This window comes from Pseudomonas kielensis, assembly GCF_030505375.1.
Classification (GTDB): Bacteria; Pseudomonadota; Gammaproteobacteria; order Pseudomonadales; family Pseudomonadaceae; genus Aquipseudomonas; species Aquipseudomonas kielensis.
This window is the reverse complement of sequence record NZ_CP130043.1, coordinates 4,551,986-4,573,881: the sequence shown is the minus strand read 5'-3', so window position 1 is coordinate 4,573,881 and position 21,896 is coordinate 4,551,986. Positions and strand designations below refer to the sequence as shown.

Annotated in this window: 19 protein-coding genes; 14 read left to right on the top strand and 5 right to left on the bottom strand. The window is 63.8% G+C overall.

Annotated features, from left to right (window positions below):
- Positions 1 to 10: 10 nt before the first annotated feature.
- Positions 11 to 2,554: a TonB-dependent receptor gene (locus Q1W70_RS21375; protein WP_302097875.1), complete on the bottom strand. Its 2,544-nt coding sequence runs from the start codon at positions 2,552 to 2,554 to the stop codon at positions 11 to 13.
- 452 nt (positions 2,555 to 3,006) lie between these two features.
- Between Q1W70_RS21375 and Q1W70_RS21370 the strand changes: the two genes are divergently transcribed.
- From Q1W70_RS21370 to Q1W70_RS21355, 4 genes are all read left to right on the top strand, one after another.
- Positions 3,007 to 3,921, top strand: coding sequence for a GGDEF domain-containing protein (locus Q1W70_RS21370; protein WP_265537885.1), 915 nt, complete (start codon positions 3,007 to 3,009; stop codon positions 3,919 to 3,921).
- Positions 3,922 to 3,930: 9 nt separating this feature from the next.
- Complete coding sequence (locus Q1W70_RS21365) at positions 3,931 to 4,968, top strand: AraC family transcriptional regulator (protein WP_166590634.1); 1,038 nt, start codon at positions 3,931 to 3,933, stop codon at positions 4,966 to 4,968.
- 80 nt (positions 4,969 to 5,048) lie between these two features.
- A complete protein-coding gene (chrA, locus tag Q1W70_RS21360) occupies positions 5,049 to 6,254 on the top strand; it encodes a chromate efflux transporter (RefSeq protein WP_166590635.1) in 1,206 nt (401 codons plus the stop codon).
- A gap of 31 nt (positions 6,255 to 6,285) precedes the next feature.
- The gene (locus Q1W70_RS21355; RefSeq protein ID WP_166590636.1) at positions 6,286 to 6,684 is read left to right on the top strand and encodes a GFA family protein; all 399 of its coding nucleotides are present in this window, start codon (positions 6,286 to 6,288) and stop codon (positions 6,682 to 6,684) included.
- Here the strand turns inward: Q1W70_RS21355 and Q1W70_RS21350 are convergent.
- Positions 6,654 to 7,646, bottom strand: a complete 993-nt coding sequence (locus tag Q1W70_RS21350) for an NAD-dependent epimerase/dehydratase family protein (RefSeq protein WP_185818501.1) — start codon at positions 7,644 to 7,646, stop codon at positions 6,654 to 6,656. The genes Q1W70_RS21355 and Q1W70_RS21350 overlap by 31 nt on opposite strands.
- Positions 7,647 to 7,790: 144 nt before the next feature.
- The gene (locus tag Q1W70_RS21345) at positions 7,791 to 9,236 is read right to left on the bottom strand and encodes a SulP family inorganic anion transporter (protein ID WP_302097874.1); all 1,446 of its coding nucleotides are present in this window, start codon (positions 9,234 to 9,236) and stop codon (positions 7,791 to 7,793) included.
- A gap of 202 nt (positions 9,237 to 9,438) precedes the next feature.
- On the opposite strand from Q1W70_RS21345, the gene Q1W70_RS21340 reads away from it, so the two are divergent.
- Positions 9,439 to 10,338, top strand: coding sequence for a bile acid:sodium symporter family protein (locus tag Q1W70_RS21340; protein ID WP_166590638.1), 900 nt, complete (start codon positions 9,439 to 9,441; stop codon positions 10,336 to 10,338).
- Positions 10,339 to 10,425: 87 nt separating this feature from the next.
- Here the strand turns inward: Q1W70_RS21340 and Q1W70_RS21335 are convergent, their stop codons facing one another.
- On the bottom strand, positions 10,426 to 10,743 hold the full coding sequence (locus Q1W70_RS21335) for a hypothetical protein (protein ID WP_166590639.1): 318 nt from the start codon (positions 10,741 to 10,743) through the stop codon (positions 10,426 to 10,428).
- 363 nt (positions 10,744 to 11,106) lie between these two features.
- On the opposite strand from Q1W70_RS21335, the gene Q1W70_RS21330 reads away from it, so the two are divergent.
- From Q1W70_RS21330 to Q1W70_RS21320, 3 genes are all read left to right on the top strand, one after another.
- On the top strand, positions 11,107 to 11,688 hold the full coding sequence (locus Q1W70_RS21330) for a TetR/AcrR family transcriptional regulator (RefSeq protein WP_185818499.1): 582 nt from the start codon (positions 11,107 to 11,109) through the stop codon (positions 11,686 to 11,688).
- 149 nt (positions 11,689 to 11,837) lie between these two features.
- Positions 11,838 to 13,061, top strand: a complete 1,224-nt coding sequence (locus Q1W70_RS21325) for an MFS transporter (RefSeq protein ID WP_302097873.1) — start codon at positions 11,838 to 11,840, stop codon at positions 13,059 to 13,061.
- A 45-nt stretch (positions 13,062 to 13,106) separates the two neighbouring features.
- Positions 13,107 to 13,553 carry an NUDIX hydrolase gene (locus Q1W70_RS21320; RefSeq protein WP_302097872.1) on the top strand — a complete coding sequence of 149 codons (447 nt, stop codon included), beginning with the start codon at positions 13,107 to 13,109 and terminating at the stop codon, positions 13,551 to 13,553.
- Positions 13,554 to 13,657: 104 nt separating this feature from the next.
- Here Q1W70_RS21320 and Q1W70_RS21315 read toward each other — a convergent pair whose 3' ends face one another.
- Positions 13,658 to 15,814: an LTA synthase family protein gene (locus Q1W70_RS21315; protein ID WP_436799887.1), complete on the bottom strand. Its 2,157-nt coding sequence runs from the start codon at positions 15,812 to 15,814 to the stop codon at positions 13,658 to 13,660.
- A gap of 396 nt (positions 15,815 to 16,210) precedes the next feature.
- On the opposite strand from Q1W70_RS21315, the gene Q1W70_RS21310 reads away from it, so the two are divergent.
- From Q1W70_RS21310 to Q1W70_RS21285, 6 genes are all read left to right on the top strand, one after another.
- The gene (locus Q1W70_RS21310) at positions 16,211 to 16,753 is read left to right on the top strand and encodes a DUF3455 domain-containing protein (RefSeq protein WP_182340779.1); all 543 of its coding nucleotides are present in this window, start codon (positions 16,211 to 16,213) and stop codon (positions 16,751 to 16,753) included.
- A gap of 112 nt (positions 16,754 to 16,865) precedes the next feature.
- Positions 16,866 to 17,396, top strand: a complete 531-nt coding sequence (locus tag Q1W70_RS21305) for a sigma-70 family RNA polymerase sigma factor (RefSeq protein ID WP_166590645.1) — start codon at positions 16,866 to 16,868, stop codon at positions 17,394 to 17,396.
- The gene (locus Q1W70_RS21300; protein ID WP_182340782.1) at positions 17,393 to 18,109 is read left to right on the top strand and encodes an anti-sigma factor; all 717 of its coding nucleotides are present in this window, start codon (positions 17,393 to 17,395) and stop codon (positions 18,107 to 18,109) included. The genes Q1W70_RS21305 and Q1W70_RS21300 overlap by 4 nt, the downstream gene beginning before the upstream one ends.
- Before the next feature lie 115 nt (positions 18,110 to 18,224).
- Complete coding sequence (locus tag Q1W70_RS21295; protein ID WP_166590647.1) at positions 18,225 to 18,620, top strand: YajG family lipoprotein; 396 nt, start codon at positions 18,225 to 18,227, stop codon at positions 18,618 to 18,620.
- A 333-nt stretch (positions 18,621 to 18,953) separates the two neighbouring features.
- A complete protein-coding gene (locus tag Q1W70_RS21290) occupies positions 18,954 to 20,528 on the top strand; it encodes an arylsulfatase (protein WP_232534639.1) in 1,575 nt (524 codons plus the stop codon).
- Positions 20,529 to 20,598: 70 nt separating this feature from the next.
- Positions 20,599 to 21,876, top strand: a complete 1,278-nt coding sequence (locus Q1W70_RS21285; RefSeq protein WP_302097870.1) for an OmpP1/FadL family transporter — start codon at positions 20,599 to 20,601, stop codon at positions 21,874 to 21,876.
- The last annotated feature ends 20 nt before the right edge of the window (positions 21,877 to 21,896 follow it).

Sequence of the window (21,896 nt, the reverse complement as noted above, 5' to 3'; positions counted from 1 at the left end):
AAGCAGGGAATCAAAAATGGGTAAAGGTCAGGCCAAGCTTGAAGGTCGGGCCGTACTCTTCGTATTGGGCGTTGTAGGCGCCGTGGCCGGCGTAGACGTAGTACGACTCGTCCGTGAGGTTCTGCGCCTCGAAGTTGAGCTGCAGGTTCTTGGTCAGCGAGTAACGCGCACTGAAGTCGACGAAAGTCTGGGCATCCACGTGCAGGTCGTGGGCCTTGTCGTTGATTGCGGCCAGCTCATAGAGGTAGTCGGACTTGTAGTTGGCCGACAGGCGCAGGCTGAGGGTGTCGTCTTCCCAGCCGAGCATCAGGTTGCCGACGGTGTCCGACTGGCTCGGCAGGTCGATGCTGCGTTTGCGGTTACCCCCGCTGGCGGCGTCGAAGCCTTCGATCTGCGCGTCCGAACGGCTGAAGGTGGCGTTGGCCCCCAGCAGCAGGCCGTTCCATGGGGCGGGCAGCCAGTCGTATTTCTGCGAGTAGGCCAGTTCCAGGCCGTAGAGCTTGGCGCTGTCACCGTTGGTGAAGGTGTGGGCCTCGGAGAAATCGACCCAGGCACCGCTGCCGGCGACGTCGGTGTTGTAGACGAAATTCTGGATGTCCTTGTAGAACACGAACGCCGAGATCGTGCCCGCGCGGCCCATGTAGTGCTCGATGCCCAGGTCCAGGTTGCTCGATTCCAGGGGCTTGAGGTTGGGGTTGCCAAAGGTTGCCTCGTCATCGTCGATGACAAACCCCGGCGCCAGTTGCCCGAAGGTCGGCCGCACCACGGACTTGGTCCAGGCCGCGCGCACCTGGGTGTTCTTGTCCAGTTGGTAGCGCGCGTGCAGGCCGGGTAACCAGTGGTGGTAGCTGCGCTTGCTGTCGTTGGCCTCGAACTCGCCGTCGTTGACCCCGGTGCCCTTGGCTGCGAATTCGGTGCCTTCGTAGCGCATACCGGCAATGAAGCGCCAGTCGTCGATGTCCAGGGTGTTCATCAGGTAGCCGGCGTTGATGTCCTCGCTCATCTTGAAGTCGTTGACCCGCGACTCGGTCTCGTCATAGAAGTCCGCCCGGTCGAGGCCGCCAATCAGGTTCTTGATCGCGCTGGAACTGATACCCGGGCCGAACTCGCCAAGGCGGTAGTGGACCTTGCCCTTCTGGAACTGGCTGAGGTTGAGTTGTTCATCGCTCATGCCCAGGTCGTCGAAGTCCTCATAAACCCAGGCGTCAAGGTTGTTGTCTTTGTTGCGCCGGCTGACCTTGCCGCCGAACTTGACCTGGGACGCATAACCGCTGAGGTCGTAGTCGCGGGCCAGGTCCAGGCGCAGGTTTTTCTCGGTGTCGGTGGTTTTCTGCTTTTCCCAGTCGACCTTGTCGAGGCTGAAGTTGTCGGGGTTGTAGAAGTCCTGGCCAATGATCAGCCGCGGCTTCTCGGTGTCGTAGAAACCGCTGCCGGCAAAGTCGTCGGCGCCACTGAAGGCGGCATTGGCGATGTGCCCCGGGCTGTCTTCGCTGGAGCGGCTGTAGCCGGCCTGGCCGCTGAGGGTCCACAGGCCCAACAGGCGCTCGCCACCCAGCACGTAGGACTGGATCTCCTGGGTTTCCTCGCGCTGTTTGAGCTTGCGCTTGCCGTCGGCGTCCCCCCGTTCTGCGGCGGCCTGGGGCTCGGCGAATTCGATGCTGGTGGAGTTGCGCGTCTCGCTGTCCTTGTAGCGGCTGTAGAGGGTGCGCAGGTAATAGCTGCTCAGGTCATCGGGCTTGTAGTCGAAGTTCAGGCCGCCACCGGCGCGTTCCCGGCTGATGTCGTAGTCACGCTGCTCGAACTCCTCAAGCCTTGCACCGTGCTCGAAGTCCCAGGCGCCGCCGGTCTCGACGTTGTCCGAACCGAAGTCACGCTTCTGCCAGCTCAGCGCCGCGGCCACGCCGAAATTGTCGATGCCGTCGCCCAGGCTGAAGCGGTCGCTGATCGCCCCGGAAAATTTCGGGCTGGTCTGGTGGCTGTTCTGGTCGTAGCTGGCCTCGCTGCTGCCGGTGTAGAACAGGCCCGGGTGGTCGAAGGCCGACAGGCTCTGCACATCCACGGTGCCACCGAGGGAGTTGGCGTCCATGTCCGGGGTCAGGGTCTTGATCACCGACAGCGATTGCACCAGCTCCGCCGGCAGTACATCGAGGGCCACGGCGCGGCGCTCGCTTTCCGGCGAAGGCACCAGGGTACCGTTGATGGTCACGCTGTTGAGGTCCGGACCCAGGCCCCGCACGCTGACAAACCGGCCTTCGCCCTGGTCGCGCTCGACACTGACGCCCGGCATGCGTTGCGCTGCCTCGGCCACGTTCTCGTCCGGCAACTGCGCCACGCCGTCGGCATGCACCACGCTCTTGATACTGTCGGAGCGGCGCTGTTCCTTGAGCGCCTGATCGATACTGGCGGCCTGGCCGACCACTTCGATGTGCTCGGTCTGGCCGGCGGTTTCGGCGGCGTGCAAGCGTTCGCTGGCAATCGCCAGGGCCAGGGCGGTCAGTGTGAAACTGACGAGCCCGGCGGTGCCGCTGCGCGGGTGGCTGCTGCGCTGGTACATGGTGGTCCCCCCAAGAGTCCGATGACGCCAGGCAAGAGGCCCGGCAACTGGGAGGGCACGCTAGGGGTGGGGAATGACGGTTCTGTGACAGCCTGAGCCAGGTAGCCCGGTAAACAGGGGGTTTAGCGCGGTTTTGCCGCGACAGTGAGCTGATTTGACCTCTGATACGAGGGGGCCGATCAGCATTTTGCCCTGACTTGAGAGCATCGCGAGCAAGCTCGCACCCACAGGTTTAGTGGCCGTACGCAAGATTTGCAGGCAACCAGACTGTGGGAGAGGTCGGGCGGCGCTCCGTTTGCTCGCGATGGCGATTTTCCAGGCACCATTCGCTGGGTGGCGAAAAAATCGCGTGTTCCAGGCTGAGCTGATTCGACCTCCCCGCCCCGTCACCCAACTGTCACAGACATCTGCTGTGCTGGCGCGCACTGCTCGTTCGCCAAAGGATCACGGCCATGTTCTCGGTACTCAAACCCCACCGCTGGAAACTGCTCCTGCTGCTGTTGGCCGCCAACCTGGGGCTGATCCTGCACCTGGCCTGCGGCGAGTTGAAAAGCGTCAGCGAATGGGTCTGGCTGGACATCGTCGGTGAAGGCGGCTCGGCCCTGCTGGCCCTGGTGTGGCTGGGCCTGGTGCTCAAAAGCCGGCCTGCCGGGCGGGTCACCAATTACCTGGCGCTGGGCCTGGGCTGCATCTTTTTCTCCTGGTGGATCGACAGCCTCGACGAGTTTATTCGCCTGCCCGACAGCATCATCTGGGATCACTGGCTGGAGTCGGGGCCGATGCCGGTGGGCATGCTCCTGCTGACCCTGGGCATCTATCACTGGCACCGCGAACAACTGGCGATCAGCGCGCAGATGGAAAAGCGCGAGCGGCTGTTTCGCGAACACCGGCTGTTCGACAAACTCACCCCCTTGGGCGGCGCTGACTATCTCAAGCGCCAACTGGCCAGCAGCCTCGACGAAAGCCTGGCGCAGCAGCAACCGCTGTCGCTGCTGGCCCTGGACCTGGACAACTTCGCCGCCATCAACCAGGCCTGTGGCCACGCCGAAGGCGACGCCGTGCTGCAGGCCGTGAGTCACTTGCTGCTGCTCAACCTGCGGCGTCAGGACCTGCTCTGCCGCCTGGCCGGCGATCGCTTCGTGGTGCTGCTGGCCAACACCGGCGAAAGCCAGGCACGGTTGCTGGCGCTGGAGCTGCAACAGGCGGTGCACGGCCTGGCCCACAAAACCCGCCAGCACGGCGAGCGCCTGCACCTGTCGGCAAGCACCGCAGTGGTGATGGCCATGGACGAATCCCCCGAGCAGGTGCTCAAACGCCTGAACCTGGCGCTGGCCCGGGCCAAGCAGCCGCTGGCCAAGACGGCCTGAGGCGCGCCCATGACCGGCAAATCCCTGTGGTACGAAAACGACAGTCGCTTCATTCCCGGGCATTACCAGCCGGCGACCCTGATCGACCTGGCCCTGTCGCGGGAGATCGACAGCCATCGCCTGCTGCGCGGCACCGGGCTGTTTCATGAAGACATCCTGGCCGGCCAGACCCGCCTCAGTCCCCAGCAGTTTGTTGCCTTGATCGGCAACAGCAAGCGTCTGCTCGACGCCGACGACAGCAGCTTCCTGTTTGGCCAGCGCCTGTTGCCCGGGCATTACGGCGCCGCCAGCCATGCCCTGCGCCACGCGCAGAACCTGCACCAGGCCCTCGACACCCTGGTCCTGCAGCAGGCGTTGCTCAGCCCCTTGGTGACGCCGCAACTGGTGCTGGATGAGCAGTACGCCTACGTCTACTGGTTCGACAGCTGCGGCGCTGGCGAGCAGTGGCGCTTCCTGCTGGAGGCGAGCATGACCTCGCTGGTCGCCATGAGCCAATGGCTCAGCGGCCAGCGCCTGCCGTGGCAATGCAGTTTCAGCTACGACGAGCCCCGTTATGTCGAACAGTACTGGGTACACCTGGGCGAGCAGACCCAGTTCCAGCGCCCGCTGGACATGATGCGCATTCCCCGCCAGTACCTGACGCAAGCCTGGCCCGGCGCCTCCGCCACGGCCGGCCAGGTCGCCCGCCAAGAGGCCCAGCAGCAGTTGGAGCAGTTGGGCCATGCCAGCAGCTTTCTCGGCTGCCTGTACCGTTACCTGCAAAGCCATGTCCGCCAGGCGCCGAGCCTGGAGCAGGCGGCCCAGGCCTTCGGCATGAGCCCGGCCACCCTCAAGCGCAAGCTGCACAAGCACGACACCGGTTTCCAGCAGCAGGTCGACCTGGTGCGCAAACACGTGGCGCTCTACCTGTACCAGGTCAAGGGCTTGAGCAACGAGGAAGTGGCCGCCTACCTGAACTTCAACGACCCGGCGAACTTTCGTCGCTCGTTCAAGCGCTGGACCGGCAGCACCCCCAAGCTGATCCGCCAGCTATTCAGTGGGGCTTGAAACGCCGCAGGCTATCGAAAGCGCAGCCGCGCGTTGTTATGCTCGTTGCCCGCCCCACCGCCTTTTACGTAGAGCCTTGCATGTCCCCACCCCCGAGCGCAGACCATAGTCCCTGGCAGGTATTTTTGCTGTTCCTGCGCCTGGGCCTGACCTCCTTCGGCGGCCCGATTGCCCATCTGGGCTACTTTCGCGAGGAGTTCGTGGTGCGTCGGCGCTGGTTGAGTGAGCGCAGCTATGCCGAATTGGTCACGCTCTGCCAGTTCCTGCCCGGCCCGGCCAGCAGCCAGGTCGGCATGGCCCTGGGCCTGTCACGGGCCGGCTACCGTGGCGCGCTGGCTGCCTGGTGCGGGTTCACTCTGCCCTCGGCCCTGGTGCTGATCCTGTTTGCCCTGGGGCTGCACGACTACGGCGACGCCGTGCCCGGGGGCATCGTGCATGGTTTGAAAGTGCTGGCGGTGGCGGTCGTCGCCCAAGCCGTGTGGGGAATGGCGCGGTTGTTGTGCCCGGACTTGCCGCGCATCCTGCTGATGATCGGCGCCGCGTGCCTGGTGCTGATGCTGCCTGTTGCCGGGGCCCAGGTCGGGGTGATTGCGGCAGCCGGTGTCGCCGGGCTGTTGCTGTTCAACCCGGCGCCCACCCTGGCGCACGAGCCATTGCCGATCACCATCAGCCCCCGTGCCGGGCTGTTATGGCTGGCGTTGTTTGCGGTGCTGCTGGTGGGCCTGCCGATCCTTGCCCAACTGCTGGCCAGCCCGACCCTGAGCATGATCGATGCCTTCTACCGCACCGGCTCGCTGGTGTTCGGTGGCGGCCACGTGATGCTGCCGTTGCTGCAGGCCGACGTGGTGCCCAACGGCTGGGTGAGCAATCAGACCTTTCTCGCCGGCTATGGCGCGACCCAGGCGGTACCTGGGCCGTTGTTCACTTTCGCCGCGTTTCTCGGCGCCTCGATGCAGGGCCCGCAGTCGGGCTGGCTCGGTGGCCTGTTGGGGCTGCTGGCGATCTTTGCGCCGTCGTTCCTGCTGGTGTTCGGCGCACTGCCATTCTGGGAGCGGCTGCGGCGCAACCTGCGCATGCAGGCGGCGCTGCTGGGGATCAACGCCGCGGTGGTCGGCCTGCTGCTGGCCGCGCTGTATCAGCCGGTGTGGACCAGCGCCATCCTCACCCCGGCAGACTTTGCCCTGGCCCTGGTGGCGTTGGTGGCGCTGATGTTCGGCAAGGTCGCGCCGTGGAAGGTGGTGCTGGGGTGCGGCTTGGCGGGCTGGGGCCTGGATGTCATCCTGTGAGCCACTCAACGACTAGGCGCAAACTCGGAACATGGATCAGTCACTCCACGGCAGTTGCCTGTGCGGCGCCGTCAGCTACCAACTGAGCAGTGCGCTCAAGGCCTTCACCCATTGCCATTGCCGCAAATGCCAGAAAGCCCACGGTGCGGCGTTCGCCACCTATGCCAGTGCGCCCAGATCGGCACTGGCGATTACAGCCGACGCCTCGGCGCTCAAGGCCTACCCCTCTTCCCCTGGGGTCACCCGTCAGTTCTGCGGGCACTGCGGATCATCGCTGTTCTGGTCGGATGCCCGGGGCGCGTTCCCGGACTGGATCTCGATTGCCGTCGCAACCCTGGACACCCCCTTCCAGCCCGCCAAGCAACGCCACAGCTGCATCGAGGACAAAGCCTGCTGGTATCAGCTCGACGACGCGCGGCGACCCAGATAGCGAAAGACTGATTGCAGCGCGGCCTCGGGCGTGCGCGGGGCAAAACCCAGTTGCTGCCTGGCCTTGTCGATGCAGTAGTGCTGGCGCACCTGGTGGAACATCCGCACCTGACTTTGCAACAACTGCGCCGGCCGCCCGGTCATTCGCGCGCGCGCCTCCTCGACCCAGGCCAGCGCCAGCAACAGCCAGCGCGGCGCCGGCGCGGGCAGCCGATAGCCCGGAGTAACCGCATTGGCCGCATCGATGATCTGCGCCAGGGACGAACACCGTTCGTTGGCCAGAATGTACCGCTGCCCAGGCTGGCCCTTGTGCGCGGCCAGGATCATGCCCGCGGCCACGTCCCGCACATCGACAAAATTGAAATGAAAGCCCGGGTCCAGCGGCAGTTTGCGCTGCCTGACGGACTCGATGAACCCCATGGTGTCGGTCAGGCGCGTCGCATTCGGGCCGATCATGGCCGAAGGCAAGACCGCGACCATCCACAGGTCAAGGGCTCGCGCCGTGTCCCAGGCAACTTGCTCGGCGAGGATCTTCGAGCGGTAATAGGCGTTGTCCTGCTCGACGTTCCACTGCTGCTCATCCAGTGCCTGCCCGTTGTGCCCGATGGCCGCCACGGAGCTGACGTAGACCACCCGCTTGACCCCGGCCCGCTTCGCTGCCCGCAGGACCCGGCGAGTCCCCTCGACGTTCGGCTGGACAATCTCGGCCTGGGGATCTCGGGCCCAGTGCTTGAACACCGCCGCCACCTGGAACAACACCTCGACCCCCTGCAACGCCTTGAACAGCGCCTCCTCGTCGAGCAATTCGGCGTACACCAACTCGCAATCCAGGCCCTGGAACGCTGCGCGGTCGTCGATATCGCGAACCCCGGCCCGCACCCGATAGCCCTGCTCGAGCAAGGCCCTGACCAGGGTATTGCCCAGGTGCCCATTGGCCCCGGTGACCAGACATGACTGACTCATAGCGCCTCGTTGATCCCTGTCGTGGCGGCCAGCATGGACTCTGCCCCTGGGGGGAGAGTCAAGGGCGCAGGGCCTGGCCGGTGATGGGCCTGCCCCTGGCGTTCGAGAGACCGATCGAACGCATCGGTGACGATCAGGCCCCCCTCAGTCGTGAGCCACCCGGGCGCGCTTGAGCAGTTTCTTGCAGCGCTCGGACAGGTGCAGCACGCGCAGGTGCTTGCCGGCCTTGGCGTAGCGCTCGCGCAGGGTGTCCAGGGCGGCGATGGCCGAGTAGTCGACGAAGCTCAGGTGCCGGCAGTCGAGGGTCACCTGGGGTGGGTCGCCGGCGCTGTCGAACTGGTTGAGAAAGGGCGTGGTCGAGGCGAAGAACAGCGTGCCATGGACCCGGTAGAGCTTGCTGCCGTCGGCCTCCAGGTGGCTGTCGGCATACAACTGGCGGGCTTGCTGCCAGGCAAAGTTGAGCGCGGCAATGATGATCCCGCACAACACGGCGGTGGCCAGGTCGGTGAAGACCGTGACCAGGGTCACCGCGACAATCACCAGCACATCGTTCAGCGGCACCTTGTTCAGGACCCGCAGGGAGGCCCAGGCGAAGGTCTGCTGCGAAACCACGAACATCACCCCGACCAGGGCCGCCAGGGGAATGCGCTCGATCAGCGGTGACAGGAACAGCACGAACAACAGAATCATCACCCCGGCCACCACGCCACTGAGCCGCCCGCGCCCGCCGGAGCTGAGGTTGATCACGGTCTGGCCAATCATCGCGCAGCCACCCATGCCCCCGAACACCCCCGAGACCATGTTGGCCGCGCCCAGCGCCACACACTCACGGTCCGGGTAACCACGGCTCTCGGTGATCTCATCGGTCAGGTTCAGGGTCAACAGGGTTTCCAGCAGTCCCACCAGTGCCATCAACACCGCGTAGGGGGCAATGATGCGCAGGGTCTCGAGGGTCCACGGCAAGTCGGGGAATGCCAGCACCGGCAAGCCGCCGGCAATGTGTGCCATGTCCCCCAGGGTCCGGGTCGGTAGGCCCAGCAGGTAGACCGCCGCACCCACCCCCAGAATCGCCACCAGGGCCGGCGGCACTGCACGGGCCAGGCGCGGCAGCAGGTAGACAATGGCCATGGTCGCGGCCACCAGGCCGAGCATCAGGTACAACGGTGTTCCGCTGAGCCAGGCCTCCCCGCTCTTGAAATGCTCCAGTTGCGCCAGGGCGATGATGATCGCCAGGCCGTTGACGAACCCCAGCATCACCGAATGCGGCACCATGCGCACCAGCTTGCCCAGGCGCAACAGGCCGAACGCAAGCATGATCAGCCCGCCCAGCAGCACGGTGGCGAGCAAGTACTGCACGCCGTGCTGGACCACCAGCGCGACGATCACCACCGCCATCGAACCGGCCGCACCGGAGACCATGCCCGGCCGGCCGCCGAACAGTGCGGTCAGGGTGCAAATGATGAAGGCGCCGTAGAGCCCCATCAACGGATTGAGGTGGGCCACCAGGGCGAAGGCGATGCACTCGGGCAACAGGGCAAAAGACGTGGTGAGTCCGGCCAGGACATCGGCGCGCAGACGTTGAGGTTTCATGGCTTACCTGAAGTGGCGACCGGAGCAACCGGCCGTGGACGATGACGGGAAAAGGCGGTGAATGTTACGCAATTGCCAGCGGGCGGACCAGTCGTGGCGGGCTCCAATCGTCAATGGGGATTTTGTAACAACTGGCGACCTGTCCATTTCCAGACTGCGTGCTACACCTTGGTGAGCGTCCTTTCCCACGAGTCGACCGACCATGACCGCAACGCCACTGCTGACCGCGTTCCTGCCCATTGCCCTGGGCATCATCATGCTGGGCCTGGGCCTCTCACTGACCCTGGCCGACTTCACCCGCGTGGTGAAATACCCCAGGCCCGTGCTGATCGGCCTGGTCTGCCAGTTGCTGGTACTGCCATTCCTGTGCTTCCTGATCGTCCAGGGTTTTCGCCTGGAGCCGGCGCTGGCCGTGGGCCTGATGCTGCTGGCCGCCTCACCCGGCGGCACCACCGCCAACCTCTACAGCCACCTGGCCCACGGCGACGTGGCGTTGAACGTGACGCTGACGGCGGTCAACTCGATGATCGCGATCCTCAGCATGCCGCTGCTGGTGAACCTGTCGCTGCTGTATTTCATGTCCGCCGACCAGGCCATCCCGCTGCAATTTGCCAAGGTGCTGCAGGTGTTCGCGATTGTCCTGCTGCCGGTCGGCCTGGGCATGCTGGTGCGCCGCTTCTGGCCACGCTTTGCCAGCCGCATGGAAAAACCAATGAAAATCGTCTCCGCCCTGTTCCTCGTCGGCACAGTCACCATCGCCTTCATCAAGGACTGGCAGACCGTGGTCGACTACGCGCCGGTCGTGGGCCTGGCCGCGCTGCTGTTCAACCTGCTCAGCCTGGCCATCGGCTACGGCGTCCCCCGCCTGCTACGCCTGCCACAACGCCAGGCCGTGGCCATCGGCATGGAAATCGGCATCCACAACGGCACCCTGGCCATCGCCCTGGCACTCAGCCCGAGCCTGCTGAACAACGCCACCATGGCCATTCCGGCCGCGATCTACAGCTTCATCATGTTCTTCACCGCCGCAGGATTCGGCTGGTGGGTCAACCGCGTACACGGTAAGCAGTTGGCGTTGGAGGAGCGGGAATTGGCAGGGTGAGTGGGGCAAACGCGGCGAGAACTGCGTTCTTGAACGCAGCCTCGCGGGCTCGGCAGCAGTGACAGGGGATGGGCGGACTTCCAGATTCTATGGCGCACCATCCCCCCGCTCCACCACCGAACTATCACTGCAAATACCATTGACCCCATGCTTGCCCGTGTACGACAGACTGAAACTCTGATCGGGATTACGGGAAATCGAGATTGTCACTCCCTCCCCCGTCGCTTCGTAGTAATTGTCATTGAAGCGCTTGAGCCTGGCTTGCTTGCCATTGATATAGACCGGCCCTCCCTCATCGGCATGCACCTCGATACCACCGGGACAGGTGTAATTGAGCAGCGGGATCGCCGCCTGGACAAGCGAGCTGCTCAACAGCAACAGGGGCACAAGGAATAATCGGTTCATGGGACAACGCCTTATCCGTGAGTGGCAAGTTCGACACCGGACAGTGTAGCCAAACAAACTGCCCCGCGGTCAGCGAGGCTCCTACCGTCACTCACCAGCACCACGTCGAAGCCCTCTACGTGGGCCAGGCTGGCTATACGCCTGGCTGCAGCGAAGACTGGGAACCGAGTGGAGCGACAATTGGAGCCTGGAGGCCGATGACGGCAATGAAGGCAAGACCTCCAGCGCCATCCCCCCCAAAAACAACGTCAATACCTGACGCTGACCCTGCGCGCACAGTATTGAGGGTGATGCACCGCGCTTGACGGAACAGGCGGCGGTGCGTAGCCTTTCTGGAATGATCATTCCAGAAAGGCATCAACGATGCGCACCAAGGCTTTCAACCACGACGAGATAGTCGACGCCGCGATGCAGGTGTTCTGGCAACTGGGCTATAGCGCCACTTCGATCCAGGACCTGGTGGACGCTACCGGACTGTCTCGCAGCAGCCTGTACAACGCCTTCGAGAACAAGCATGGGCTTTACGCGCAGGCGCTACGTCGTTATCACGAGCTGACCGCCCGCAACATCACGCTGCTGCAGGAGCCGGGTCCGGTCAAGGAACTGGTCCGGCGCCTGCTGATGCGCATCGTCAACGACGAACTCGATGGCAGTGCCCAGCGTGGTTGCCTCGCGGCCAATGCCGCACTGGAGTTGGCCGGTCCGGACGACCGCATCACCGAGCTGCTGGCAGGCAACTTCCTGCGCCTGGAAAAGGCCCTGGAGCAGGCGCTGCTGCGCGGCCAGGCCGAAGGGGAAATCGCCTCGCAGAAAAACCCCCGGGCATTGGCACGGTTTATCGTCAACACCATTCAAGGCCTACGGGTCTTGAGCAAAGGCAGCGCCCGGCACCAACGCCGGCAACGCTTGCTGGATGTGCTCGACATCACGCTGGACGCCTTGTAACCCCAACATAACCCTGTAGAAACCCAACACAGATTGCGTCGCGCCAGCGCTTCAAAGACTGGCGCAGGGCTTGTGGCTGCTTTTTATTTGCCTGTTTCTGGAATGATCATTCCAGAATAAATCATGGATTTTTCCTCAAGGACTTGCCGATGAACCTACCCAGCACCCCTCCCTCGCTCTGCGCAAAGGTCGATGCCAGCCACACATCACGACTGCCCCTGTGGCAATTGCTGGCCTTTACCCTGGCCGGCTTCATCACGATCATGACCGAAACCATGCCCGCCGGCCTGCTACCGCTGATCAGCCAGGGGCTGGGGGTGTCCCAGGCCATGGCTGGACAGTTGGTGACCCTCTACGCCCTGGGTTCGGTGCTGGCCGCCATTCCGCTGGTGGCGGCGACCCGGACATGGCGCCGACGCCCCTTGTTCCTCCTGGCGATCGGCGGTTTGCTGCTGTTCAACAGCGTCACCGCACTGTCCAGCCACTACGGCCTGACCCTGGTCGCGCGGTTCCTTGCCGGTATGGCGGCGGGCGTGATCTGGGGGCTACTGGCCGGTTATGCCCGGCGCCTGGTGCCCCATGAACTGCAGGGCCGGGCCCTGGCGGTGGTCGGTGTCGGCCAACCCATTGCCCTGTGCCTCGGTGTGCCTCTGGGCACCTGGCTGGGCAGCCTGTTCGACTGGCGTGGGGTGTTCTGGATCATGTCGGCCCTGGCCCTGCTGCTGTTGGCCTGGGTGCGGTTGGCGGTGCCGGACTTTGCCGGGCAAGCCCACCGTCAGCGCCAGCCGATCCGCAGTATTGTGCGGCTGCCGGGCCTGCGTCCGATCCTGCTGGTGATTTTCCTGTGGATCCTGGCGCACAACATTCTCTACACCTACATCGCCCCTTTCCTGGCGTCCGTAGGGCTGGGCCAACGGACCGACCTGGTGCTGCTGCTGTTCGGCGTCGCCTCCATCGTGGGCCTCAGCGTTACCGGTTTGTGGGTGGATCGCAGCCTGCGCGTGCTGGCGTTGCTGAGCCTGGCGCTGTTCGCCCTGGCGGCGCTTGGGTTGGCCATCGTCAACGCCGACGCCGACTGGGTGTTGATCAGTGTGGTGGTCTGGGGCCTGACGTTTGGCGGGGCGCCCACCTTGCTGCAAACGGCGATAGCCGATACCGCCGGTGACGAAGCCGATGTCGCCCAGTCGATGCTGGTCACTCTGTTCAACCTGGCCGTGGCCACAGGCGGAATCGTCGGTGGCCTGTTGCTGGAACAGATCGGCGCCCAGGCGTTTGCTCCGACGGTGCTGGTCCTCGCGCTGCTGGCTCTGGCCGTGGTGTGGCGAGCCAGGGCCCGTGGTTTCACGCCCGGTCGCCGCGTTATCATGCCCTAGGACTTGGTGCTATCTCGGGCATCACCTGCAAAAGGACTTCAGCTCATGAAAACACCCCGCATCCGCGCGCTCGCGCTCTGCGTGTTCCATCACCAGGGCAGAATCCTGGTCCATCGCTTCGACGATCCCGTCACCGGACAGACCCTGTTCCGGCCGGTTGGCGGTGGCATCGAATTCGGTGAAACCAGTGCCCAGGCGATCGTGCGCGAAGTCCAGGAAGAGCTCGACCAGACGGTCGACCACCTGCGCCTGGTCGGCACGCTGGAAAGCCTGTTCACATACAACAACACGCCAGGGCATGAAATCGTCCAGGTCTACGATGGGCAATTTCGTGATCAGCGCCTGTACCAGATGGCCTGCCTCACCGGTCACGAAAGCGACGGCATGGCCTTTCAGGTCACCTGGCAAGACAGCTCGGCGTTCACCGACAGCGCCCCCCTGGTGCCCGAAGGCCTCTACCCGCTGCTGAAGAACGCCGGCCTGCTTGACTGAGCGAATTGCAAACCCTGCGGTTCCCCGCCCCGGCGCAGGCGAGTTCGGCATCTACTTCATTGGCTATGCGCAACTGGCAACAAAACCTGGGCGAGCTGAGGGCTTCAGCTCGAATGCACAATCGCCTCGTCCGGGATATCGTCCAACGACTCCGGTTGCCCCGGATCTTCGGTGATCACCGTGAAATCGCTGACCTCGATCGCCCCCACCCCGTACCCCAGCAGGTGGAAAGAAAAGGCCTTGCGTGACTCGGGGTTGTCGAAGCTGAAGTTCATTTCCAGCGGTTGATCGCCGGTCACCAGCATTTCTTCCGGCAGGCCCAGCGGCACGTCCTGTTCCAGCTCCTTGGCCTTGAGCAGGATGTAGACCTTCTCTTGCGGGTCCAGCGAGCGCACTGTCAGGCGCACGCGGGTCTGGGAGCCCTTGGGCATTTCCAGGTACTGCGCGCCGATCAGGTTGTCGGCCCAGTCGTCCTTGATCTGTGCCTGCAGCGGGATGATCGCCGGGCTGCCGAACTGGTAGCGCTGGTTCAGCGGGGTGCGCAGCAGTGTGCGGTCCAGGGCCTCGGCGCGGGCGCTGATCTGACGGGCCCGCAGGCCGCCGTACTGGCCGGCGAAGGTCGCACGGTCGGCAATGAACCCCGCGCTGCTGTAGTAGCGGCAGCGTTGCTGGAAATCGCACTCGGTGAGGGTGCCCTGGCCATCGTGGTAACGCAGCTTGCCGTTGGTGTACGACATGATTTCCCGGCCGCTGGCATAGTCGCGAAACAGCGAGCGGCCACTCAGGCTCGGTGGCACCGGCAAGGAGAAATAGTCGAGGATCGAGGTGCTCAGGTCGACGTGCCCATAGACCCCTTGCTTGACCCGTGGCAGTTGATCCTGCTCGGGGGCCAGTGTCAGGTTGAAGCCCCAGGACGAGGCCAGGCGCACGCCATCGATGCCGTGGGATTCGTCGGAAGTGATCACCACCAGGGTGTCCTTGAGAATGCCCTGGCGTTCCAGGCCATCGAGGAACTGCCCAAGGGCGTCGTCCAGGTAACCGACGGCGGCCTGCTTGGCCGTGTCGTAGCGCTGCAGGTACTCCTCCGGGGCCGAGTACGGCTGGTGCGTGCCCACGGTCAGCAGGGTCAGCATCCACGGCTGCTTCTGCTTTTTCAGTTGACCGACGTAATCCAGCGCGCCTTCGAAGAAGGCCTTGTCGTCCTTGCCCCAGGGGAATTCCAGGTAATTGCTGTTGCTGAACCACTCCAGGCCATGGGTCGCATCAAAGCCGATGTGCGGCATGATCTTGTCCTTGGCCATGAAGCGCAGGCCGGCACCCTGCAGGTAATGGGTGGCGAAACCATGCTGGCGCAGTTGGGCCGGCAGGCAGGCCTGGTTGCGTTCGGTCTGGGTGAGCATCTCCACGCCCTTGGGCGTGCCGTTGTCGAGTTTGTCGTAGTCACCGCAGAGCATGGCGTACAGACCACGAATGGTCTGGTGGCTGTGCAACACATAGTCCGGGGTGTTCATGCCGCGCTCGGCCCAGCGGCTGAGGTTGGGCATCAGGTTTTCCTGATAACTGCTGTGCAAGGCCTGACGATTGACCCCGACATAGGCCCCGGGAATGCCTTCCAGGGCGATGATCAGCACATTGCGCGCACGACCCGGTGCGCCCAGCAGTTGCTGCCCGTCCAGGTCCAGTTGAGTGAGGCCGGCCATCTGCGGCGGCACATCGACCACATCCCCTTCCAGCCATTCTTCGGCGCGCATCTGCACATCGCCAACACCGGCGGCCAGCAACTGGTGCGGCAGGTTGAACAGTTGCCATTGATCGGCATCCGTCGGGTGCAGGTACTGCGCCCCCCAGTGCGTGACCAGCAGCAACACCGGGGCGGCCCAGGCACTGTGAGGCAGGCGCGGCGCAGGCTGGCCGCGAGCTGCCCATTGGCACAGCAACCACACCAGCAGCCCCGACAGCAGGCTGGCGGCCAGCCACGGCTGGGCAAAACTGCCGCTGGTGGATTTGTCGAGAAACTGCGGGTCGATTAGGTAGTTAAGGTCAGCCGCATTGGGCAACCGGCCGACCGCGCTGACCAATTCGGCCGTCGCCACGGTAAACAGGCCCCAGACCAGCAGCACCGGCAGCGCCAGCCACCAGGGACGGCGATGCAGCAGCACCACCAGCAGGCTGCCGATGCCCAGGTCCGACAGGTAGCCCAGCGGGTCCGACCAGCCCATGGCCGCCCGCAGGCACAGGGGCGCCACCAGGACCAGGCCCATCAGGGCAATCAGACGCGCGCGCGGGTGCTGCAACCAGTGACGAATGATGTTCACAAAAATATGCTTCCAGACATTAAATCTTCATATAGATGTGCTCGATGGTACCAAGGGACGCGCAGGATGTGCCGCCATATTCCCAATCGACGCCGCGATTAAACAGTCGTCGGACTGCGACCACCGCGCCCAGACCCCGCGAGATGGGCCATAAACCCTGCACCAGAGCGCTGTGCCAGCTCGGTGAAACGGCGTCCTGGGGCCCCGCAACAAGTTGTTTCAGACTGTTTAATCGGGTCGCCGTTTATTTTTCCGGCGCCTGCATCCAAAACCCTCCCTGGCGGGTAGTACAGGTAGCAGCCCCTGCGCTGCCGAGCTGTTCAACCTGCTGGAGAGACCTCAATGAACACCCGTCAATTGCTCTGCCACCTCGGTACTGCGTTATCCGCGACCTGCCTGATGAGTGCGATGTCGCTCGCCCATGGGCAAACAAACCTGCCGGACCCGATCAAAGTGCCGTCGGGACACAAGCTGGTGCTGGAAAGCGTGGGGGTTGGCGAGATCACCTACGAGTGCCGCGACAAGGCCAACGCCCCCGGCCAGACCGAGTGGTTTTTTGTCGGCCCCAAAGCCACCCTCAATGACCGCGACGGGAAAATGCTGGGCAGCTACTTTGGCCCGCCCGCCACCTGGCAGGCCAAGGACGGTTCGACCATCACCGGCACCCAACTGGCGGTCGCGCCATCGTCCAGCGGCAACCTGCCCTATCAATTGGTCAAGGCCAATCCGGCGCAAGGCAAAGGTGCCATGACCGGTGTCAGCTACATCCAGCGCGTGGCAACTCGCGGCGGCGTCGCACCCAGCCTCGCCTGCACGGCCGCCAACAAGGGGCAGCGCGAGATCGTGAACTATCAGGCCGATTACCTGTTCTGGGCGGCCAACTGACGGCGCGGGGTAAAAACACGAGCCGTCGCGAAAACTCGTCTACCCTGCTGCAATGGCACCCCAGCCTTAGGGCTGGGGCGGTTTCACCTTGTCGATGGCGGATCCATTGTCCTTGCCCGAACCCTGTTTTGATTATGAAGCGTGCCTGACGGCGTGCGCGCAAGGCGACCACCAGGCCCTGCGCGCCCTGTATACGCAGGAGAGCGCCCGCCTGTTGGGAGTGGCCCGGCGCATCGCCGGGGACAATGCCCTGGCCGAAGACATCGTGCACGACGCGTTTATCCGGATCTGGACCAAGGCCGCCAGTTTCGATCCGGCGCTGGGGACCGCCCGCGGCTGGATCTTCAGCGTCACCCGGCATCTGGCCCTCAACTTCATGCGTAACAACGCCAGGCTGGTGCCGATCAACCAGGACCACGAAGACGCCTCGCACACTCCGTCCGGCTTCGACCTGCACGGCCATTCGGGACGGATTTACGACTGCCTGGAGCAACTGCAGCCGGCCCGCCGCGATTGCCTGCTGCATGCCTATGTCGATGGTTACTCCCATGGGCAGATTGCCGAAAAGCTGGGCACGCCCCTGGGCACCGTCAAAGCCTGGATCAAACGCAGCCTGGCGGCCTTACGCGAGTGCATGGGATGAACACGAGCCCCAACGACAATGACGATCTGGCCAGTGAATACGTGCTGGGCACCCTGGAGACCGAACAACGGCGCGAGGTCGAGCAACGCCTGGCCGTGGACGCGGACCTGCGCCTGGCAGTCGCCAGTTGGGAGCGGCGCCTGCTGGAGTTGACCGACCTGGCCCCTCCCCACGCACCAAGCACACACCTGTGGGGGCGCATCGAACGCAGCCTCGAGGCCCTCGATCGGCCTGTGGCAGCAGCGCCTGCCCCGGCCACAGCTCCGACCTGGTGGGACCGCCTGGCACTGTGGCGTGGCCTCGCCGGTGCAGGACTTGCCGCGACCCTGGTGCTGGGCAGCATGCTGCTGACCCGGACCACGCCCCTGCCCGTGACCTCCTATCTGGTGGTACTGGTGGCCCCGCAGAGCCAGGCCCCAGGCTGGGTCATCCAGGCCAGCAACCCCCGGGAGATTCAACTGATTCCGCTGGGCGTTGCCCAGATACCTGCCGACAAGGCCCTGCAGTTCTGGACCAAGGCCGAGGGTTGGCAGGCGCCGGTGTCCCTGGGCCTGGTCAAGCCCGGGCAGCGCCTGCAGGTGCCCCTGGACCAACTGCCGCCCCTGACCCCCGATCAGTTGTTCGAGCTGACCCTGGAAAACCCGGGTGGCTCGCCGACCGGCAAACCCACCGGGCCGATCCAGTTCATCGGCCGGGCGGTCAAGGTTCTGTGATCGCGCTCGCCGGTCAGCCTTTCGCCGATCGCCGCGGTGTGCGCAAAACCTTGTGCTAGGCTTTTTCTCAGCTAATGAGCGGCGATCCCCCCTTCCTGGATGTCGGAGTTGCGCAATGAAAAACACGGTTTCCTGGCTGACAATTACCCTGGTCAGCCTGCTACTCAGTGCTTGTGCCAGCATCGATGCCCAGACCACCGCCTACGTCGGCGCACCTCATCCCGGCCCGACCCTGGCGGCCAACGTCCAGGTACTGCGGGTCGAGCCGATGCGCCCCCACGTGCGCCTGGGTGAAATACTGGTCGATGCCAGCGTCGACCCGGCCCCGCCGATCACCGACGTCGAACAGAAGCTCAAGGATGAAGCGGCGAAAATCGGCGGAGACGCCGTGGTGGTGGTCTACGACCGTATCCAGCCGGTGGCCGCCTACGTCAGCGGACCGCTGTGGAGCCGCGATATCGAAACCATCCAGGGCCGCAAACTCAAAGGCATCGTGATCCAGTACCAGTAACTGTCCCGCTCACGCCGCCTGGCGCCTGAATCTGCAAGCCCTTCCTGATCGCCATGACCTTGCTGGTGTGTGCTTGAAGCACGCACCGGCAGCTCGCTCGGGCACTTAGGATGACGCCCGCCATATACAAATCCCAAGTAAATGAACCTGTTAGCGGCATTTGAGCCTGGGGCGAAGAAGTTTTACTGGATATTTCAGGACTGCCCCCTACGCTCCTTCCTGGGGAATACAACTTTCAGGGGCGGTGGGGCTCCTCTTCCGGCACTCAAGCATCCCGACAGGAGCTCCACCATGCACCAGCGATTTGTGTATACGGCACTGTTCGTCGCAGCGATGGCGTCTGCGACGATCGTGCCGCTCAACTCTCAGGCGGCGGACAGCAAACAACCGAACATTATCGTGATCATGGGCGACGATATCGGCTGGTCGAATATCGGCGTGTACAACCAGGGCATGATGGCTGGCCGGACACCGCACCTCGATACCCTGGCCAATGAAGGCATGCGCTTCACCGACTATTACGCCGAGGCCAGTTGCACCGCCGGGCGCGCCAACTTCATTACCGGTGAACTGCCGATCCGCACCGGCATGACCACAGTCGGCCAGGCAGGCTCGCCGATCGGCATTCCAGCCGAAGCGGTCACCATCGCCACCACGCTCAAGTCCATGGGGTATGCCACTGGCCAGTTCGGCAAGAACCACCTGGGCGACCTCAACCAATTCCTGCCGACCGTGCACGGCTTCGACGAGTTCTTCGGTTACCTCTACCACCTCGACGCCATGGAAGACCCGGCGCACCCCAACTATCCGCAGGAGCTTCTGGCAACCGTGGGGCCACGCAACATGGTCCATAGCTGGGCCACCAGCACCGATGACGCCACCGTGATGCCGCGCTGGGGCAAGGTCGGCAAGCAAAAGATCGAAGACGCCGGCACCCTCTATCCGGAACGGATGAAGACGGTCGACGACGAAATCCGCGACAAGGCCTTCACCTTCATCGACAAGGCCAAGCAGGACAACAAACCGTTTTTCCTGTGGCTCAACCCGACCCGCATGCACATCGTCACTCACCTCTCCGACAAGTACGAAGGCATGCGTAATGCGCAGAACGGCTGGTCGGAACAGGAAGCCGGCATGGCTCAGCTCGACGACATCGTCGGCGAAGTCATGGCCAAGCTGAAAAACGACGGCATGGACGACAACACCATCGTGGTCTTCACCACCGATAACGGCGCGGAAAACTTCACCTGGCCTGACGGCGGCACTACCCCGTTCGCGATGGGCAAGGGCACGGTGATGGAGGGTGGCTTTCGGGTCCCGGCAATCGTCCGTTGGCCCGGCAAGGTACCGGCGGGCAAGATCTCTGATGGCCTGATGTCCGGCATGGACTGGTTCCCGACCTTTGTTGCAGCCGCTGGCAATCCCAACATTGCCCAAGAGCTGCTCAAGGGCAAGCAGCTGGGCGATACCACCTACAAAGTGCACCTGGACGGTTATGACCAGACGCCGTTGATCACGGGTAAAGGGCCGTCGAACCGTCATGAGGTTTTCTACTTCGGCGAGAGTGCCTTGGGGGCTGTCCGGGTCGATGACTACAAATATCGCTTCATTGACCAGCCAGGCGGCTGGATGGGCGCCAAGGTAGCGGTTGACGTGCCGATCCTGACCAACCTGCGCCTGGATCCTTTCGAGCGTATGGGTTGGCCCGAAAACCAGGCGGCACAAGGTTCGCAACAGTACTTCGACTGGTTCAAGTACCAGTTCTGGCGCTTCGTGTTTGTCCAGCAGCAGGTCGCCAAACTGGCGGAAACGGCGATTGAATTCCCACCCATGCAAAAAGGCGCGAGCTTCAACCTTGATTCGGTCAAGGCGAAGATCGAGGCCGCTCGCGCCGCCATGGCCAAGTAAGCCAAACGATCACGGGTGGTCACGGGTGACCACCCGTTTGCTGCTGATTCTCGATAGATAAGGACTTTCCATGCAGTCAAACATCCCGGTCCTGTCGGCAATCACCTTGGCCCTGCTTACGTTGAGCGGTACCCAGCAGGCGAGCGCCGGCGGCATCATGCTCTATGAAATCGGCACCGATAACGTCGGCCTGGCCAACGCCGGCGCCGGCGCTCGCGCCCAGGGCCCCTCCACCATCGCCAGCAATCCGGCCGGCATGAGCTACTTGCAGGGTACCCAGATCACCGGTGGCCTGCAGGTGCTGTATGGCGACCTGAGCTTCAATCGCGACAGCGCCACCAATGTGTCGGGCACCGGCAGTGGCAATGCCCTGGACCCGATCCCCGGTGGCAGCTTTTTTATCAGCCAGCAACTCGATGACCACTGGAGCATCGGGTTTGGCGCCTACGGCGACTTCGGCCTGGCGGCCAACTACGACAATGACTGGGCCGGACGTTATTTCGCGCAGAACGCCAGCATTGCCGGTCTGTCGCTAGTGCCCAGTGTGGCCTATCGGTTTGATGAGCAGTGGTCGCTCGGGGTCGGCTTCAAGGCCATGTACGGCATGCTGCAATCCCAGACGGCCATTGATCGTTCGCCCCTGGGGTTGCTCGATCGCGGTGACGGCCAGTTCAAGTACCAGGACAACACCTGGGGTTATGGCGCCAACCTGGGGCTGATCTACGCACCCCAAGCCGGTACCCGGATCGGCCTGGCGTACACCAGCAAAGTCGACCTCGACTTTGAGGATCGGCTCAACGTCAAAGGCAACGGTCCGGCGCTGGAGCGCCTCAACGGCCTGAACACCGACCTGTCGATGCAGGTGCCGCAAACCGTGACCCTCAGCCTGTTCCAGCAACTCGATCCGCGCTGGGCGCTGCTGGCCTCGGTCAACTGGCAGGACTGGTCAGAGTTTGGCGAGATCGCCGTGCAGGTCGACACCTCCGCTGCCGGCGCCCGGTCAAGCACTATCGATGCCCATTACCAGGACACCTGGCAACTGGCGCTGGGCGCGCAATACCAGGCCACGCCGCAGCTGTTGTGGAACGTCGGGCTGGCCTACGACAGCAGCGCGGTCTCCGACAACCACCGCTCGGTGAGCGTACCGATGGCAGAATCCTGGCGCATTGCCACAGGAGCCACCTATGCTGTAAACGACAGCACCGATGTCAACCTCAGCTGGGCCCTGGTCTGGCTGGGGGACATGCCGGTGGATCAGAGCAAATCACTCTCAGGCGAGCGAATTTCGGGGCAATTCGATAACGCCTGGATACAAGCCGTGACTGGCAACATGACCTGGCGGTTTTGAGGCCCTGCAACCCGAACTTA